Here is a 16283-nt window from a genome sequence, read left to right as displayed (position 1 = left end):
TCCGATGGGGGGTTCCGCCGACGACCTTGTTCCACCGAGAGGACAACACGCTGTGCAACTCGAAGCATCGTTCTACTCCGATCCCACCCGAGACCCGGTGTCGCCGGATTCGCGCGGCGGCCAGGACCGGGTACCGCTGTACTCGGCGGAATTCGCCGACGACCCACAGAGCGCCTACCGCGCCATGCGGGATCGCTACGGCTCGCTCGTTCCCGTCGACCTGGTGCCCGGTGTCCCCGCCACCCTGGTGATCGGCTACCGCACGGCGGTGCAGATCCTCAACGACCCCGACCACTTCCCCGCCGATCCGCGCATGTGGCAGCGCGACATTCCCGCGGACTGCCCGGTGCTGCCGATGATGTGCTACCGCCCCAACGCCATTCGGACCAGCGGCACCGAGCATGTCCGGTACCGCCAGGTCACCGTCGCCGGTCTGGCCGGCGTGGATCTGTACCGGCTGCATCGCACGGTGGAGCAGATCGCGATGCCGGTGATCAACGCGTTCTGCACCGACGGCACCGCGGATCTGCTGAGCCAGTACGCCTTTCCCGTCATCTTCGCGACGATCAACGCGATGCTGGGTGTGCCCGAGGAAATCGGCGGGCGGGTCGCCACCGGTATGGCGCAGATGTTCGAGGGCGGTGACACCGCGGTCCAGGGTGCGCAGATGCTCGAGGACGCCCTCTACGACCTGGTCCGGCTCAAGCAGACCACGCCGGGCGACGACATCACCACCCGGCTGGTCCAGCATCCGCAGCAGCTCAACGACGAAGAGCTGATGAACCAGCTGCTGACCATGTACGGCGCCGGGATCGAGCCGATGCTCAATCTGGTCCTCAACACCATCCGGCTGATGCTCACCGATCAGCGCTTCGCGGGCAGCCTGCTCGGTGGCAGCCTGTCCACCCGCGACGCGCTCGACGAGGTGCTCTACACCGATCCGCCGATGGCCAACTTCTGCACGACCTACCCGCGCCAGCCGATCCTCGTCGACGATGTGTGGTTGCCCGCCCATCAGCCGGTCGTCATCAGCATGGCCGCGTGCAACAACGATCCGGCGATCGGCACCGGTGACTTCCTGGACAACCGGGCGCACCTGGCGTGGAGCACCGGCCCGCACGGCTGCCCCGCCAAATCCCCCGCCTACCTGATCGCCCAGGAGGCGATCGATCAGCTGCTCGACGCGCTGCCCGAACTCGCACTGGCGGTGCCGGAGCACGAATTGGTGTGGCGGCCGGGGCCTTTCCACCGGGCGCTGGCCGGACTGCCGGTCCAGTTCCCGAAGACGCCCCCGCTGTCGATGCGGTGAGCGCGGTCCCTGCTCGCGACGAGCAGGGACCGCCCCCGGCTACTCGCCGTGCATGCGCACCGGCAGGTGCCGGTGACCGTTGGAGATGAAACTGGGCACCGTGCCCAGTTCATCGACCGGAACAGCGAGACTCATCTGCGGGAACCGCTCGAACAGCGCGGGCAGCGAGACCAGCGCTTCCAGCCGCGCCAGCGGCGCACCGAGGCAGTGGTGCGCGCCGTAGCCGAAAGCCATGTGGGACTTGTCGGCTCGGGTGGGATCGAACTGGTCGGCGGTCGCGCCGTGGCGCTTCGGGTCACGGCCCGCGCCCGCGTAGCTCGCCAGGATCGCCTCGCCCTGGGCGATGTGGACACCGTCGATGTCGATGTCGGACACCGCGAACCGCAACGGCAGGTGCGCGACCGGGGACTCGTACCGCAGCGCCTCCTCGACCACATCCGCCCAGGTGATGGCGCCCGCACGGACTTCGGCGAGCACATCGGGCCGGGTGAGCAGCGCGGTGATCGCCTGATCGAGGAGGTTGACGGTGGTCTCGTGACCGGCCGAGATGACCAGCAGCAGGGTGCCGACCAGCTCTTCCTCCGTGAGCTGCCCGTCCTCGTCCTCGTCACGCTGGGCGATGAGCAGGCTGGTCATGTCGTCACCGGGCTGCTCGCGGCGCAGGGCCACCAGCTCACCGAGGATCCGGTACATCTCCATGTAGTTGGCCTGCGACTGCTCCGGGGTGAGCGTGGTGTCGAAGATGCCGTCGACACACGTGCGCAGGCCGGGATTGAGCGACTCGGGGACGCCCATCAGCTCCGAGATCACCTGGATCGGCAGCGGATACGCGAACCGCTCACGCAGATCGACAGCCTCGCCCGGCGGCGTCTGTGCCAGCCCGTCCAGCAGGTCGGTGGTGATCCGCTCGACCTGTTCGCGCATGGCCTCGGTGCGGCGCGCGGTGAACGCGGGCGCCACCAGGCGGCGCAGTCGCCGATGGTCGGGGCCGTACGCGGTGAACATGTTCGCCACCGCCACCCACAAGAACAGCGGCCAGTCGGCGGGGATCTCGCCTGCGACGAACCGCGGCCAATGCTGCTTGGCGTCTTTGGACACCCGCGGATCGGTCAGCAGCTTCTCCAGCAGCGCGGCGTCGGTGATCGACCACGCCTCCACACCACCGGGCAGCTCGACCAGAGCTGCGGGTCCCTGCTCCCGGATGCGTGTGATCTCGCCCTGGATGTCCTCCCCCGTCGTATCGATTACCAACCGACTCGCTACCGATTCCACCATGAACCTCTCGATCACCGGTGTTTCCCGGACCCCAATGCAGGCGATCGCATCGAAACATACTGCTGGACTAGATTTTCCGATCCGGTTAGCGATGCTACCGGCCGGCGTTGGTCATCGCAGCGAGTCCGGCAGTCCGGACAACCGATCTGTCAGACCGCGGGCGCCCGATCCCGCACGTAGGCAATGGCGTTCGGGCCGCCGACCGCACCGCCGCGCTGGTCCAGACACCGATGAAGCTGCGCGAGCGCATCGTCCAGCTGCGGGCCGGGTCCACGGTCCGCGAGCAGGACGACGATCGCTTCCCTGGTGGCGATTCCCGGGTCCGGATCGGCCAGCAGCTCGTCCAGGTAGCGGTCGGGTTCGAGCAGCCGCAGGGCCCGGCGCGCGTACGCGTGCACCCGCCGAGGCAGTTCGGCGCGAATCAGCTCGACATCCGCCTGCAGTGCCTGCTGCCCCTCCTGCGCCGGATCGGCACGCAGGGACCACCATTCGGTGAGCTCGGCGGGCAGGCCACGCGCGTCGATCAGCCCGGGGCCGGTCGCCTCCGCGAGCAGCGTGGACGGGCGGCCGACCTGCGCATCGCGCCAGGCACAGAACTCCCACCAACTCGTCGGCGTGGCACTCACTTCCAATCCGAAGCGGACGACTTGCCGCCCGTCCGTCCACATCCGCACGGTCCGGCTACGGCCGACCGACGCCACCCCGCCGGGCGCCACTCGCACCCACCTGGCTTCTGAACCCTGAAAGCCATAGGGCGCCAGCAGCTTTCCCGCCTCTCGCGTCAATCGCCGCAACGCCGTGTCCACTCCGACCATTCCGGCAGGTTAACCACACCCACCGACAACCCCCCGACGATCGGCGTACGGCTAGGAGGCCTCCTCGACGAGGGCGGCCGCGCCGGCTGCGGCGTGGATGCGCAGAGCGAAGCGGAAACCACACGCGGTTTCCAGCGAGGAAGTGCGGCGGTCGGACGCGGGAACGCTGTGGACATCGATGCTGACGTCGATGTCCTCCAGGCCCACGTGGAAGTGGCCCGCCATCCAGAATTCGGTGTGGCCGGCCGTCTGACCGGCGAGGATGTCGCCGGGATCGGCGTGGAAGTCGGTGCGGCGCAGGCAGATCGGGGTGTGACCGTCGGAGTCGGACGGCAGGTGGAGGACGACCGGGCCGTGCATCACGGTCAGCAGTTGCAGGACGTGGCGGGCGTCTTCGGAGGTGTCGACCGCGCGGTGGCGATGGTTCGGCGTGTGGACGAGCGGAGGGTGATCGCGGTGTCCGGACCCGGCTTGGTAGGGCATCGTGCTCCTTGCAAAGTTCTCGAAGGCTGTCGGGTTCGCCAGACACTATCGGCGGGCAAGGTTGGTCCAGGGTTGGTGCCCGTCGAATCTTGCGAAGGTGTGACGAATTCGCGGCATCCCGCGCGGCCCCTGCGTTGACAACCGGTATGGCTCCGCCGGTTTCACCGACAGTGTCCGCCGGGGCCGGCGCACGACCGCGCTCGGCTGGTCGGCCTCCGCACACCGGCCCGACAGCTACCCGGCCTCGGCCCAAGCCCGGACCGGGACTCGGCGATGCCGACACGATCACGGCGGTTTTCCTCGCGCGACAAACTTCGCGCCGACGTTTTTGCGCACGCGACAAACTGAGCGGTCCGCGCCACACATTCCACCGGGAGCACTTTCGTGAGGTCCCTCACGCCGAACCCTCGGTCCCCGGCGCGCGACGTTCAGGACAAGCCGCCGAAGTTCGATAGCCAGCGCGTAGCCCGTACACCGTAAAGCACCGAATCACCCGTGCACATGGTCCATAACTTCACGATTGCCGATCAAATGTTACTTTCGGTCACATATACGCGTTTATGGACGTACCGGCCCGCCGCCGACCGCCCAGATCACCTCCAGGCCAACGCTTACTCTCCGGTAACGTTCCATTGCACCGACCGTCGGAAATGACCCCAGGCGCACTTACAGACGTTCAGGAGTTCACGTGTTGCATTCACGTTTTGAATCGATCGGCGCATATCTTCCGTCGAATATCGTTTCGACAGCGGAATTGATTTCCCGCTTGAAAGTGCCACCCTCGTTCGACCTGGAGCGGATCACCGGGATCAAGGAACGGCGCGTGCGTGACACGCGGCCGGACAGCGTGCAGGACTCGTTCGCGCTGGCGATGCAGGCCGCACAGGACTGCCTGACCCGGTCCCGTTACGGCGCAGGCGAATTGGATGTGATCATCTCCTGTTCGATCACCCGCAGCAATCAGGGCACCCGGATGTACATGGAGCCCTCGTTCGCCTCGACGATCGCGCAGGCGCTCGGCGCGGACTCGGCGATCACGTTCGACGTATCGAACGCGTGCGCCGGAATGCTCACCGGCACCTACATTCTCGATCGGATGATCCGGTCGGGCGTGGTGCGCAACGGCATGGTCGTCAGCGGTGAGTCGATCACCCCGATCGCCGACACGGCGGTGAACGAGATCTCCGAGAAGTACGACCTGCAGTTCGCGTCGCTGTCGGTGGGCGACTCCGGGTGCGCGGTGGTGCTCGACCAGGCCGTCGACGAGGCGGACATGATCCACTACGTCGAATTGTTCACCGCGGCAGAGCATTCACACCTGTGCCTCGGCATGCCCAGCGACAAGTCGGCGGGCGTCGCGCTCTACACCGACAACCGCAAGATGCACAACGAGGCCAGGTTCCTGCTGTGGCCGGACGCGCAGGGCGCGTTCCTCGAGCAGCAGGGTCGCAGCTTCGCCGACGAGAACTTCGACTACATCATTCATCACCAGTTCGGCGCCGCGGCCGTGCCGTACCTCAACGGCGTCGCCGCGCGCGAGTTCGGCACACCGATGCCGCCGGATCTGAATGTGATCGAGAAGTACGGAAATACTTCGACCACTTCGCATTTCATCGTGCTGCACGATCAGCTGTCCGAGCAGAGCATCGAGGCCGGGGCGAAATTGCTCATGGTGCCCGCCGCCTCGGGCGTGGTCGCCGGCTTCCTGTCCACCACCATCTCTTCGCTGAAGGTCTGAGGTTCGTCATGGGCGTGCGTATCCAAGCCACCGGCGCCGACAGGGCTGCCGACACCCACAGCATCGTCGAGCACAGTGGCCGCGCGGCGCGGCAGTGCCTGGAGCGGGCCGGCATCCGGCCCGACCAGGTGGGCGTGCTGATCAATACCGGGATCTTCCGCGACTCGAACACGGTGGAACCGGCTGTCTCCGCACTGATCCAGAAGGCGGCCGGCATCGGGCTCGACTACACCAAAAACGATCCGCGCACATTCTCCTTCGATCTGATGAACGGCGCGGTCGGCGTGCTCGATGCCGTCCGGGTCGCCGGATCGGTGCTCGCGACCGGGAGCACCGGGCACGTGCTGATCGTCGCGGGCGACACCCATCCGTCGCTCACCCGCAGCACGGCCGATGCCGAATTCCCCTATGCCACCGCGGGTGCCGCGCTACTGCTCGAACAGGTCGACGGGCCGGAGGGCTTCGGTCCGGTGCACACGGCGAGGTCGACGGGCAGTCCCGCCGAGCGGGCCTACGTCGATACCGCGACCATGGGCACCGTCGGCCGCAGCCTGATGACCGTCGAGCGCGACGCCGATTTCGAAGATCGGATCCTGGAGGTGGCGAACAAGGCAGCGCGCGCGGCGATCGACGAGTCCGGTACCGACCGCGCGAGCCTGGCCTTGATCGCGTCGACCCCCACACCGCATTTCCCCAAGCGGCTGGCCGACGCCCTCGGCATCGACCAGGACGCGGTGCGCGCGCCCGACCTGACCGACGGCGACCCGCACACCGCCTCGCTGCCCCTGGCCTACGACCGCGCGATCGCCGAAAGCTCGTTGTCCGGCTACACCCACGTGCTGTTCGTCGCCGCGGGCGCCGGTCCGACCGCGGCCGCCGCGCTCTACCGTCTCCCCGCGGAGACCACCGCGTGACGACGGCGACCTACTGGCAGACCATCGACGATTTCCGGCGCTTCGCCGACACGGACCCGGACCGGGCGGCGGTGATCTACCCCGACGGGCAGACCGCCGCCGGCCTGCCGGACTACCGGCGGATCACCTACCGCGAACTCGACCGGTGGTCGGATGCGATCGCCCAGCAGCTCACCCGGTCGGGGGTTGGCAGCGGGACACGCACCATCGTGCTGGTACTGCCCAGTCCGGAGCTGTACGCGATCCTGTTCGCGCTGTTGAAGATCGGTGCGGTGCCGGTGGTGATCGACCCGGGGATGGGTGTGCGCCGGATGGTGCACTGCCTGCGCGCGGTCGAGGCGGAGGCGTTCATCGGGATCCCGCAGGCGCATGCCCTGCGGGTGTTGTTCGCGCGCAGTTTCCGCGGCGTGCGCACCACGCTCACGGTCGGGCGGCGCTGGTTCTGGGGTGGTCCGACCCTGCGCGCGTGGGGCCGGACACCGGCGGGCGCGCTGCCCGCGCGGGTGCCCGCCGCACCCGAGGACGTGCTGATCATCGGATTCACCACCGGCAGTACCGGCCCGGCCAAGGCGGTGGAGCTGACCCACGGCAATCTCGCCGCCATGGTCGAGCAGGTGCACGCCGCCCGGGGCAACACCCCGCCGGAGACGTCGCTGATCACCCTGCCGCTGGTCGGCGTGCTCGATCTGCTGCTCGGATCCCGGTGTGTACTCCCGCCGTTGATTCCCAGCAAGGTCGGCTCCACCGACCCGGCGCACGTGGTGAACGCGATCGAGCGGTTCGGCGTCCGTACCCTGTTCGCCTCCCCGGCCCTGCTCATTCCGTTGCTCGAGCACCTGCGCGCGCAGCCTGCCAAGCTGAGCACGCTGGCCAGCGTGTTCTCCGGTGGCGCGCCCGTTCCGGACTGGTGCGTGGCCGGCCTGCGCGAGGTGCTGCGCCCCGACGCCCAGATCTACGCGGGATACGGGTCGACCGAAGCCTTGCCGATGTCGACGATCGAATCCAGGGAACTGCTCGACGGCCTGGTCGAGCGGGCGCATCAGGGTGACGGGACGTGTATCGGCCGTCCGGCCGATCGCGTCGAGGTGCGGTTGCTCGCGATCACCGACGACCCGGTCGCGACCTGGGACGACGCGGATTACCCCGCCGGTGCGCGTGAGGTGGGCGAGATCGTCGTGACGGGCCCGAATGTCAGCACCCGCTACTACTGGCCCGCGGCGGCGACCGCGGCGGGCAAGATCGCCGACGGCGAGCGGACCTGGCATCGCACCGGCGACCTGGGCTGGATCGACGAGCAGGGCCGGATCTGGTTCTGCGGGCGCAAGAGTCAGCGGGTCGAGACCGCGCACGGGCCGATGTTCACCGTGCAGGTCGAGCAGGTGTTCAACGTGGTGCCCGGGGTGGCTCGGACGGCGCTCGTCGGTGTCGGCGCGCGCGGTGCGCAGCGGCCGGTGCTGTGCGTCGAGCTCGAGCCGGGCGCCGATCCGACTGCGGTGCAGACCCGATTGCGCACGCGCGCGGTGGAATTCGAGACCGTGGAGCCGATCAGTGAGTTCCTGGTTCATCCCCGGTTCCCTGTCGATATCCGGCACAACGCCAAGATCGGCCGCGAACAACTCGCCCAGTGGGCCGCCAAGCGTCTGGAGGCGCGACGATGAAGATTCTGGTCACCGGCGCGTCCGGATTCCTCGGTGGTGCGCTCGTGCGCGCGCTGGTCGCCGACGGCGCGCACGATGTGTCGATCCTGGTGCGGCCCACCAGCGTTCTCGATGATCTCGGCGCGGCGCTGGACCGGGTCACGGTCGTGCACGGCGATCTGGCCGACCCGGCATCGCTGGTGCGTGCCGTCGCGGGCATGGACGTCGTGATCCACAGTGCGGCGCGGGTCGACGAGCGCGGCACCATGGCCCGGTTCTGGGCGGAGAACGTGCAGGCCACCGAGCTGCTGCTCGACGCGGCCCGCGGTAGTGGCGCCACCCGGTTCGTCTTCGTGTCCAGTCCCAGCGCGCTGATGGACCGCGACGGCGGCGATCAGCTCGACGTCGACGAATCGCTGCCGTATCCGCGCCGCTATCTGAACTTCTACTCGGCGACCAAGGCCGCCGCCGAACGTACTGTGCTCGCCGCGAACACCGACGGATTCACCACTGTCGCGCTGCGACCACGGGCGATCTGGGGCGCGGGCGACCGCTCGGGTCCGATCGTGCGGCTGCTCGGCCGGACCGCGGCGGGTTCGCTGCCCGATCTGTCGTACGGCCGCACGGTCGAGGCCTCGCTGTGCCACGTGGACAATATCGTGCACGCGTGCCGGCTGGCCGTCACCGCGGACGCCGTGGGCGGCAAGGCCTATTTCATCGCCGACGCCGAGAAGACCGATGTGTGGCGCTTTCTCGGCGAGGTCGCGACCCGGCTGGGCTATGCGCCGCCGTCACGCCGCCCGAACCCCCGGGTCCTCGCCGCGGTGGTCGCGGCCATCGAGACCGTGTGGCGGATACCGGCGGTGGCCGAACGCTGGTCGCCGCCGCTGTCGCGCTACGCCGTCGCCCTGATGACGCGCAGCGCCACCTACGACACCGGCGCCGCACGCCGCGATCTCGGCTACGCACCGGTCACGGACCGCGACACCGGGCTGACCGAGTTCCTCACCTGGCTCGACGCCGTCGGCGGCGTGGAGACACTCACCAGGCACCTGCGCTAGTCACCGCACGATTTCCGGAGGCAATCATGAACGGCAGCACTACCTTCCGCCGACCGATCTCGACGACGGAACGCATGTACTTCCCCATGCGTGATCTCGCGCCGCCGTTCCTGATGCAACTGGTCATCCCCGGCGCGGGCGACATCGACCCCGCTCGGCTGGGCAAGGCGGTGGCGGCCGCCGCCGCGGTGACCCCCGGCGCGCGCCTGGTACGCCGCGGTGCGGAATGGCTCGACAGCGGCACCACCCCCGCGGTGCGGGTGGTGCGCGGGCACGTCCTGCACGCGCCCGCGCTCGAAACGGATCCCGTGCTCACCAGTCCGATCGGGCCGACGCCGGACACCACCGTGGAGGTGCTGCTGCTGACCGGCGCGCCGGTGACGCTGGTGTTCCGGGTCTTCCACGGCGTGATGGACGGCATGGGCATGGTGCTGTGGGTGACCAATGTGCTGCGCGCACTGCGCGGCGAGGAGCCCATCCCCCAGCCGGATCCGATCGCCGATCAGGAACTCGTGCCGCGGGTCGGGGCGCCGGGTAAGCCGACGGCGATGGTGCCGCGCTATCGCAGCGCCGTCGGCGGGGGCAGGCAGCGGCGGGGTGTGGCCCGGCATCTGCTGCGGCACCGGCGCATCGACGCGGCGGGCCCGGGTGCGCTGGCCCGGGTCTGCGCGCTGCTCGCCGCCGAGACGCCGGGGACTTCCCGCATCATGATGCCGGTCGACCTGCGCAGGCACGACCCGGAGCTGCGCTCGACCGCCAATCTCGCCCTGCCGCTGTTCCTCGACATCGAGTCCGGCCGGGACTGGACGCAGGTCAAGGATCAGATCAAGACGGGCTTGCACGAGCGGCGCGAGCTGAACCAGTTGGCCAATACGCGGATCACGCTCGTGCCCGATGTCGTCAATCGTGGTGTCCTGCATACGACGAACTGGCTCGGCGCCCGATTCGGCCGAAACCTGGCGTCGGCCACCGTGTCCCACATGGGCCGGTTCAGCGCCGAGGAACTGGCCGTGCCCGGCTTCCAGCCCACCGGGCTGTACGTGCTTCCCCAGCACAGCGTCGCGATGCCACTGTTGTTCGGGCTCACCGAGTTCGACGGCCGGACCGACCTGACGGTGTCGGCGCGCAACGGCGACGGGGTGGAGGCGCGGCTGGAAGCACTGCTGGATCGGATCGTGGCGATGCTCGAATCCGAGTTGGCCGTGCAGAATTCGGTGGACCGGTCGCTGTGACAGCACTGGCTCGTCTCGTCACCTCTCGTCCGCGCACGGTGCTGGCCGCAGTCGTGGTCTTCATCGGGTTGTGCGCGGCGTTCGGAGCCGACGTCACCCAGCGGCTCAGCGCGGGCGGATTCACCGATCAGGGCAGCGAATCCGCGCTGGTGGACCGGGTAGTCACCGAGCAGCTCGGGCCGCAGAGTCCCGATGTGGTCGCGCTGTACACGGTGCCGGAGGGACGGACCGTCGACGAGATCGGTCCGCAGGTCGGCGCGGCGCTGGCGCAGATCGATCCCGCCCTGCTGGCCCGGCCGGTCCAGAGCTATTGGAACGCCGTTGCGCCCGTGAAGAACTTCCTGGTCTCGGATGATCGGCGGCAGGCCGTGGCGGTGGTGTTCACCGCGGGCGACGACACCGCGCGCATCGCCGCCTACCCGTCGATCGCCGACGCGTTGCGGGTGCCGGGCATCGACACCCGGCTATCGGGGTACAGCGCGCTCAATTCCGAGCTCGTCGAGCGGTCGCAGCGTGATCTCGTCGTGGCGGAGTCGATTTCGCTGCCGTTGACGCTGCTGATCCTGGTCCTGGTCTTCGGTGGCGTGCTGGCGGGCGCGCTGCCCGTGCTGGTGGGTGTGCTCGCGGTGGCCGGTTCGCTGGGCGTCATCCGGTTGCTCACCGAGACCACCGAGGTCACCACCTTCGCCGTCAATATCGCGTCGCTGCTCGGCCTCGGCATGGCCATCGACTACGGCTTGTTCCTGGTCAACCGGTTTCGCGAGGAGTACGCCCAGAGCCACGACGTGCCCGCCGCCATCGCCCGCACCTACGCCACCGCCGGGCGCACCGTCGCCCTGTCCGCGCTGCTGCTGATGTGTGCGTTCGCGGGCACGTTCGTGTTCCCCCAGGCGGTGCTGCGATCGCTGGGTATCGGTTCCGTCGCCGCGGTGGCGCTGGCCGCCGGTCTCTCGCTGACGGTCCTGCCCGCCCTGCTGGCACTGTTCGGCACCCGCATCGGTCGCGCCAAGCCGACGACCCGCACCGAACGTTTCTGGACCAAGGTCGTCGACGGCGTGCTGCGGCGGCCCGGCGTCGTGACGCTCGTCGTCGGCGCGATCCTGCTCGCCCTCGCCGCGCCGCTCACCGGGATCAAGCTCGGCGATATCGACCATCGGGCATTGCCGCCCGACAGCGAGATGCGCCGCACCGTCGAGGAACTCACCGCGAAGTTCCCCGCCGCGGCGAGCGGGGCGACCGTGCTGATCCGCGGGGTCGACGGCACCCCACCGCAGTCGGGCGCGGTCACCGCGGTACTCGACGATGTCGACGCGATCACCGGAGTCCGCGATGTGCTGCAGGTGGGCCGCGACGACGACTTCGTCGTCCTGCACGTCTTCCTCACCGCCGCCGACCGTAGCGAGGACGCCACCGCCACCGTCGGGTCCATCCGGGCACTCGAACCGCCGGCGGGCACTTCCCTCGCCGTGGGCGGCGACACCGCGGCGACCGCCGACACCGTCGACTCGATGGTCCAGCGGATGCCGCTGATGATCGCGATGATGGTGCTGGCCACCATGGCGCTGCTGACCGTGGCCTTCCGCTCGATCATGTTGCCGCTCAAGGCCGTTGCGATGGCATTTCTCAGCTTGGCCGCCACGTTCGGCGTGCTGACCATGATCTTCTATCACGGCCACTTCGCCGATCCGCTCGGCATCACCGCGGGTCCGATCCCCGCCGGCATGCTGGTCCTGATCATCGCGGTCGTCTTCGGTTTGTCCACCGACTACGAGGTGTTTCTGCTGTCCCGCATGTCCGAGGCCCACCGCGCGGGCGCCGATACCGCCACCGCCGTGCGCATCGGCACCGTCAAGACTGCACGCGTCATCACCGCCGCCGCCGTCCTGCTCATCCTCGTCACCGGCGCCTTCGCCCTCTCCCCGCTGACCCCGATGCGCTTCCTCGGCCTCGGCATGATCATCGCCCTGATCCTGGACGCCACTCTGGTCCGCATGCTGCTGGTCCCCGCCCTGGTCCAGCTGATGGGCCCGGCCAACTGGTGGTTGCCCTTCCGCACACTCGACAGGTCGGACGTCGCCGTGCCTCGAGCGACCGAGGAGAGCACCATGGAGGCGGCAATCGACCGACCAGCAGAAGGAGCGCGCCGATGATCGTGACGACACTCGAGCGATGGCAGTCGACCCGTGACCGGCTACGGATCGACGAGACCGCGGTACTTGTCGACGACGACGCGGCGGCCCTGCTCGCCGCCGACGCCCTGCCCGGCGCCGCGCAGGTCCTGGTACTCACCACCAGCGGGATTTCGCCGATCGCCGAGGACGTCCCCGTCGATGCCGTCGCGGACGTTCGCTGGGCCCGGCGTGGGCCCGCCGGTCGGCACACGCAGCTGCTGCACCGGCCGTCGACCGCCGCGACGCTCGACCTGCTGCCTCATCCCGAAGGCGGCTGGTATCGCGAAACCTGGCGTACCGCCCACGATTTCACCCCCGACGGCTATCCGGGTGTGCGGGCGGCCGCCACGGGGATTCTCTTCCTCCTCCCGCCCGGCGAGCAGTCGATCTGGCACGCGGTGCGCTCCGACGAGGTGTGGTTGTGGCATCGCGGCGGGCCGCTCGAGCTCGTGCTGGGTGGGGACGGCGACGCGCCGGGCGCCGTGGAGCAGGTGACGCTCGGTCCGATGATCGAAGCCGGTCACCGCGTCCAGTACGTGGTTCCCGCGGGCCACTGGCAGGCCGCGCGGCCCTGCGGTGACGACGAGGTGCTGGTGAGTTGTGTTGTCGCACCGGGCTTCGACTTCGCGGACTTCCGCAGCTGAGACGGCTGTCCCCTACGAGAAGACGTAGTCGCTGAGGGCGAAATGGCCGCTGCGCCAGGCGGCTTCGAGAGTGGAGGCGGGGCGGAGGGGGACGTCGCCGTGTTTGTCGAAATAGTAGCTGTTGGCGGTGGCGCAGCTGTCCTGCCAGAACACCTGGCCGCCGCGGCGGGCGAGCATTTCGCGGAAGTAGCGGTCGTTGGCTGCTTCGCTGATCTCGATGCGGTCGGCGTCGGTGCTGCGGGCGTGGTGCAGGCAGCGCAGGATGTGGCGGGTCTGGTTCTCGATCAGGGTGAAGTAGGACGCGCCGTTGTAGCCGTAGGGGCCGATGATGGAGAAGAAGTTGGGGAAGCCGGGCACGCTCACGCCTTCATAGGCCTGCAAACGGTTCTCGTCCCACCAGGTTTCCAGGTCGCGGCCACCGACGCCGTGCAGGTCGTAGGTCGGCATGTTGCCCGATTCCATGACCTTGAAGCCAGTGGCGAGGATGAGGACGTCGGCGGTGTGTTCGACGCCGGCCGCGGTGCGCACGCCGGTGGGTGTGATCTCGCTGATCGCGGTGGTTTCGAGGGTGACATCGGGGCGGTTGAAGGTCGACAGGTAGTCGTTGGAGAAGCTGGGGCGCTTGCAGCCGAGCGCGTATTTCGGAGTGAGTGCGGCACGGATGGCCGGGTCTTTCACCTGGCGGCGCAGATGCGCGAGGCCCGCGCGTTCGCCGAGCGCGGCAGTCGGCAGCGAGCGGTAGTAGTGGGCGGCGAGGGGGAAGGTGAATTCGACATAGGTCTGGCTCAGCAGCCGGGTCAGGGTACGCCCACCCGGGACTTTCAAGGCCAGGCGAGCGGGCAGCGGCAGGGGCATGTCGGGGCGGGGCAGACACCAGATCGGCGTGCGCTGGAACACCGTCAGGTGCGCGACCTCCGGTGCGATCTCGGGAATCACCTGCACGGCGGAAGCGCCGGTGCCGATGATCGCGACCCGCTTGCCGCGCAGATCCTGCCGGTGATCCCAGCGCGAGGTGTGCATGGTGACGCCGGCGAAACTCTCGATGCCGGGGATGTCGGGCAGTTTGGGCCGGGTGAGCACACCGGTCGCGCTGATCACGAAACGCGCGGTCAGTTCACCGCCGTCGTCGGTGTGCAAGACCCAGCGCCGGGCATGCTCGTCGAAGTCGGCGCCGAGAACGGTGGTGCCGAAGCGAATTCGCGGTCGCAGCTCGTATTTGTCGACGCACGATTCGGCGTAGGCCTTGAGTTCGCTGCCCGGGGCGTAGACCCGTGACCAGTCGGTGCGCTGCTCGAAGGAGAACTGGTAGCTGAACGACGGAATATCCACGGCGACACCGGGATAGGTGTTCCAGTGCCAGGTTCCGCCGACGCCGTCGGCATCGTCGACGATCAGGAAGTCGTCGAATCCGGCGTTGCGCAAGGCGATCGCTGCGCCGATCCCGGAGAATCCGGCGCCGACGATGACGATCTCGTGGTCGATTCCGGTGGTGGTCATGCGATCTCCTTCATCCGGGCGGTGACGAGTTCGGGCGACGGGTGCCTGCGGCCGGGACGGGCGACGGTGCGGACGACGTGATCGGCGTCCTGCGCGTAGACGATGGTGTCGACCCGATGCTCGATGCCGTCGACCGTACGGACGCCCAGCGGCACCAGCCGTGCGATCGGCCAGGTCACCAGGGTGCAGTGTGGTTGCCGCAGCGTCCGGTAGTAGCTGTTGTGCACGGCGACGCCCGCGGTGTCGTCGGGCGTGAGACGGTGCCGCAGCCACGAATCCTGGACTTGGACGCGGAGATTGACGCGGGCGACCAGCCGTACCAAGCGCTCCGGCGTATGGCGCAGGACCGCCGCGCCGGGCAGCGGTGCGCGTGGCAGGATCCACACCGCGTCGGTCTGGAACACCGTCACCCGCGTGGCCTCGGCGGCGATGCCGGGCAGTAGACGTGCTGCCGCCGCCCCGCTGCCGATGATCGCGACGCGGCGGCCGGTGAATTCGTGGCGTGGCACGAACTCGGTGCGGTGCGTCTGGCGGCCGGTGAAGGTCTCGGCGAATCGCGGCGTCATTTCGCCACCGGTTCGTAGGTGAGTTCGTCCGACCAGGACGGCCTGCGCCCCAGCACCCGGACCGGGAACCGGTCGATACAGGCATTGGACACATCGGCCAGCAACTGGAACGGCTGGCGGCGGTGAATCGTGGCCTTACCGTGCATCTTCACCACGTGATAGAGCGGTATCCGCCGGATCGCCGGGCTGCGCTCACCGACGTTCTCGTAGCGGCGCACCGCCTGCCACAGCTTCTCCTCGTCGAGCCCGAGGGCGATGATGTTGGTCGACATCCGCGACAGCAGTGGCGCGTACAGCAGCGCGCCGAGCACGAACGACGGGCGCACCGCGAATCCGGCTGTCTCGATGGCGATGCGGCGCAACGGCCCGGCCCCGAGCTGTTCGAGAACCTGGAAACCGACCGCCAGGTGCCGGGATTCGTCGCTGTTGATGTGCCGGAACACCTCGTGACAGACCGGATCCTCGACCTCGTCCAGCAGGAACTTCACCAGCGCGCCGTCCAGCGCGGTCTCGAGCGAGGGAATGACAGTGCCGAGCACCGGCAGGGTGAGTTGGTCGGCGTAGCGGTCGAGCCAGCTGATGACGAGGCGAATGTTCTTGTTGGGCAAAGGCATCGCGTCGCCGTCGAGCATGCCCCAGCGGCGCATCAGCGCCAGTTCGGCATTGGCGTGCTTCTGTTCCTCGGCGTGGAAGTACCGGTAGATCTCCCGTAGCGGGCCGGGCGGCGCCTGGTGCACGAGGGCGGCGAAGCCGCGGGCGCCGACGTGTTCGATCCACACCAGATCGGCCATGAAGGTGGCCAGCCGGGGACGCTGCTCGTCGGTGATGGTGTCGGCACCCGGTGCGTCCCAGTCGATGTCGGCCAGGGCCCACTGCTTGGCGCGGACGGTGGCGAGCATATCGGGATAGGCGAACGTCATTGTTCGATCTCCTTCGGTGTG

Annotated in this window: 14 protein-coding genes; 8 read left to right on the top strand and 6 right to left on the bottom strand. The window is 68.7% G+C overall.

Annotated features, from left to right (window positions below; genetic code table 11):
* Nucleotides 1-97 precede the first annotated feature (97 nt).
* Nucleotides 98-1309: a cytochrome P450 gene (locus ACFVAV_RS25850; RefSeq protein ID WP_379037985.1), complete on the top strand. Its 1212-nt coding sequence runs from the start codon at nt 98-100 to the stop codon at nt 1307-1309.
* A 39-nt stretch (nt 1310-1348) separates the two neighbouring features.
* Here ACFVAV_RS25850 and ACFVAV_RS25845 read toward each other — a convergent pair whose 3' ends face one another.
* The 3 genes from ACFVAV_RS25845 to ACFVAV_RS25835 all read right to left on the bottom strand — a co-directional run bounded on the left by ACFVAV_RS25845 (nt 1349) and on the right by ACFVAV_RS25835 (nt 3882).
* Nucleotides 1349-2584 (bottom strand): cytochrome P450, encoded by a 1236-nt coding sequence (locus tag ACFVAV_RS25845; protein WP_379037860.1) that lies wholly within the window; start codon nt 2582-2584, stop codon nt 1349-1351.
* Between the two features lie 149 nt (nt 2585-2733).
* Nucleotides 2734-3210 carry a hypothetical protein gene (locus ACFVAV_RS25840; RefSeq protein ID WP_379037858.1) on the bottom strand — a complete coding sequence of 159 codons (477 nt, stop codon included), beginning with the start codon at nt 3208-3210 and terminating at the stop codon, nt 2734-2736.
* A gap of 240 nt (nt 3211-3450) precedes the next feature.
* Nucleotides 3451-3882: a DUF779 domain-containing protein gene (locus tag ACFVAV_RS25835; protein WP_379037857.1), complete on the bottom strand. Its 432-nt coding sequence runs from the start codon at nt 3880-3882 to the stop codon at nt 3451-3453.
* 688 nt (nt 3883-4570) lie between these two features.
* Between ACFVAV_RS25835 and ACFVAV_RS25830 the strand changes: the two genes are divergently transcribed.
* From ACFVAV_RS25830 to ACFVAV_RS25800, 7 genes are all read left to right on the top strand, one after another.
* Nucleotides 4571-5620 (top strand): 3-oxoacyl-ACP synthase III family protein, encoded by a 1050-nt coding sequence (locus tag ACFVAV_RS25830; protein WP_379037856.1) that lies wholly within the window; start codon nt 4571-4573, stop codon nt 5618-5620.
* Nucleotides 5621-5628: 8 nt separating this feature from the next.
* Complete coding sequence (locus ACFVAV_RS25825; protein WP_379037855.1) at nt 5629-6534, top strand: hypothetical protein; 906 nt, start codon at nt 5629-5631, stop codon at nt 6532-6534.
* On the top strand, nt 6531-8192 hold the full coding sequence (locus ACFVAV_RS25820; RefSeq protein WP_379037853.1) for a fatty acid CoA ligase family protein: 1662 nt from the start codon (nt 6531-6533) through the stop codon (nt 8190-8192). Before ACFVAV_RS25825 ends, ACFVAV_RS25820 begins: the two co-directional genes overlap by 4 nt.
* Nucleotides 8189-9232, top strand: coding sequence for an NAD-dependent epimerase/dehydratase family protein (locus ACFVAV_RS25815; RefSeq protein WP_379037851.1), 1044 nt, complete (start codon nt 8189-8191; stop codon nt 9230-9232). Before ACFVAV_RS25820 ends, ACFVAV_RS25815 begins: the two co-directional genes overlap by 4 nt.
* Before the next feature lie 26 nt (nt 9233-9258).
* A complete protein-coding gene (locus ACFVAV_RS25810) occupies nt 9259-10464 on the top strand; it encodes a peptide synthetase (RefSeq protein WP_379037850.1) in 1206 nt (401 codons plus the stop codon).
* Nucleotides 10461-12614: an MMPL family transporter gene (locus ACFVAV_RS25805; protein WP_379037849.1), complete on the top strand. Its 2154-nt coding sequence runs from the start codon at nt 10461-10463 to the stop codon at nt 12612-12614. Before ACFVAV_RS25810 ends, ACFVAV_RS25805 begins: the two co-directional genes overlap by 4 nt.
* Before the next feature lie 236 nt (nt 12615-12850).
* Nucleotides 12851-13279: a cupin domain-containing protein gene (locus ACFVAV_RS25800; RefSeq protein ID WP_379037983.1), complete on the top strand. Its 429-nt coding sequence runs from the start codon at nt 12851-12853 to the stop codon at nt 13277-13279.
* A 12-nt stretch (nt 13280-13291) separates the two neighbouring features.
* Here ACFVAV_RS25800 and ACFVAV_RS25795 read toward each other — a convergent pair whose 3' ends face one another.
* Genes ACFVAV_RS25795 through ACFVAV_RS25785 form a run of 3 tightly spaced genes read right to left on the bottom strand, consistent with a single transcriptional unit; the run spans nt 13292 to nt 16262 of the window.
* The gene (locus ACFVAV_RS25795) at nt 13292-14776 is read right to left on the bottom strand and encodes a flavin-containing monooxygenase (protein WP_379037847.1); all 1485 of its coding nucleotides are present in this window, start codon (nt 14774-14776) and stop codon (nt 13292-13294) included.
* Entirely contained in the window at nt 14773-15342 is a 570-nt protein-coding gene (locus tag ACFVAV_RS25790) for an NAD(P)/FAD-dependent oxidoreductase (RefSeq protein WP_379037845.1), read from the bottom strand. Before ACFVAV_RS25790 ends, ACFVAV_RS25795 begins: the two co-directional genes overlap by 4 nt.
* A complete protein-coding gene (locus ACFVAV_RS25785) occupies nt 15339-16262 on the bottom strand; it encodes a ferritin-like domain-containing protein (RefSeq protein WP_379037844.1) in 924 nt (307 codons plus the stop codon). Before ACFVAV_RS25785 ends, ACFVAV_RS25790 begins: the two co-directional genes overlap by 4 nt.
* Nucleotides 16263-16283 lie beyond the last annotated feature (21 nt).

This window comes from Nocardia sp. NPDC057663 (assembly GCF_042799895.1).
In the GTDB taxonomy this organism is placed as follows: Bacteria; Actinomycetota; Actinomycetes; order Mycobacteriales; family Mycobacteriaceae; genus Nocardia.
Note: the sequence above shows the minus strand (reverse complement) of the source record. Positions and strands in the feature narration are given on the sequence as shown.

What these genes read in the sequence shown, in the direction of transcription:
- ACFVAV_RS25845 (WP_379037860.1), bottom strand. Translation starts at nt 2,584, where the DNA reads ATGGTGGAATCGGTAGCGAGTCGGTTGGTAATCGATACGACGGGGGAG.
- ACFVAV_RS25835 (WP_379037857.1), bottom strand. Translation starts at nt 3,882, where the DNA reads ATGCCCTACCAAGCCGGGTCCGGACACCGCGATCACCCTCCGCTCGTC.
- ACFVAV_RS25825 (WP_379037855.1), top strand. Translation starts at nt 5,629, where the DNA reads ATGGGCGTGCGTATCCAAGCCACCGGCGCCGACAGGGCTGCCGACACC.
- ACFVAV_RS25815 (WP_379037851.1), top strand. Translation starts at nt 8,189, where the DNA reads ATGAAGATTCTGGTCACCGGCGCGTCCGGATTCCTCGGTGGTGCGCTC.
- ACFVAV_RS25810 (WP_379037850.1), top strand. Translation starts at nt 9,259, where the DNA reads ATGAACGGCAGCACTACCTTCCGCCGACCGATCTCGACGACGGAACGC.
- ACFVAV_RS25795 (WP_379037847.1), bottom strand. Translation starts at nt 14,776, where the DNA reads ATGACCACCACCGGAATCGACCACGAGATCGTCATCGTCGGCGCCGGA.
- ACFVAV_RS25790 (WP_379037845.1), bottom strand. Translation starts at nt 15,342, where the DNA reads ATGACGCCGCGATTCGCCGAGACCTTCACCGGCCGCCAGACGCACCGC.
- ACFVAV_RS25785 (WP_379037844.1), bottom strand. Translation starts at nt 16,262, where the DNA reads ATGACGTTCGCCTATCCCGATATGCTCGCCACCGTCCGCGCCAAGCAG.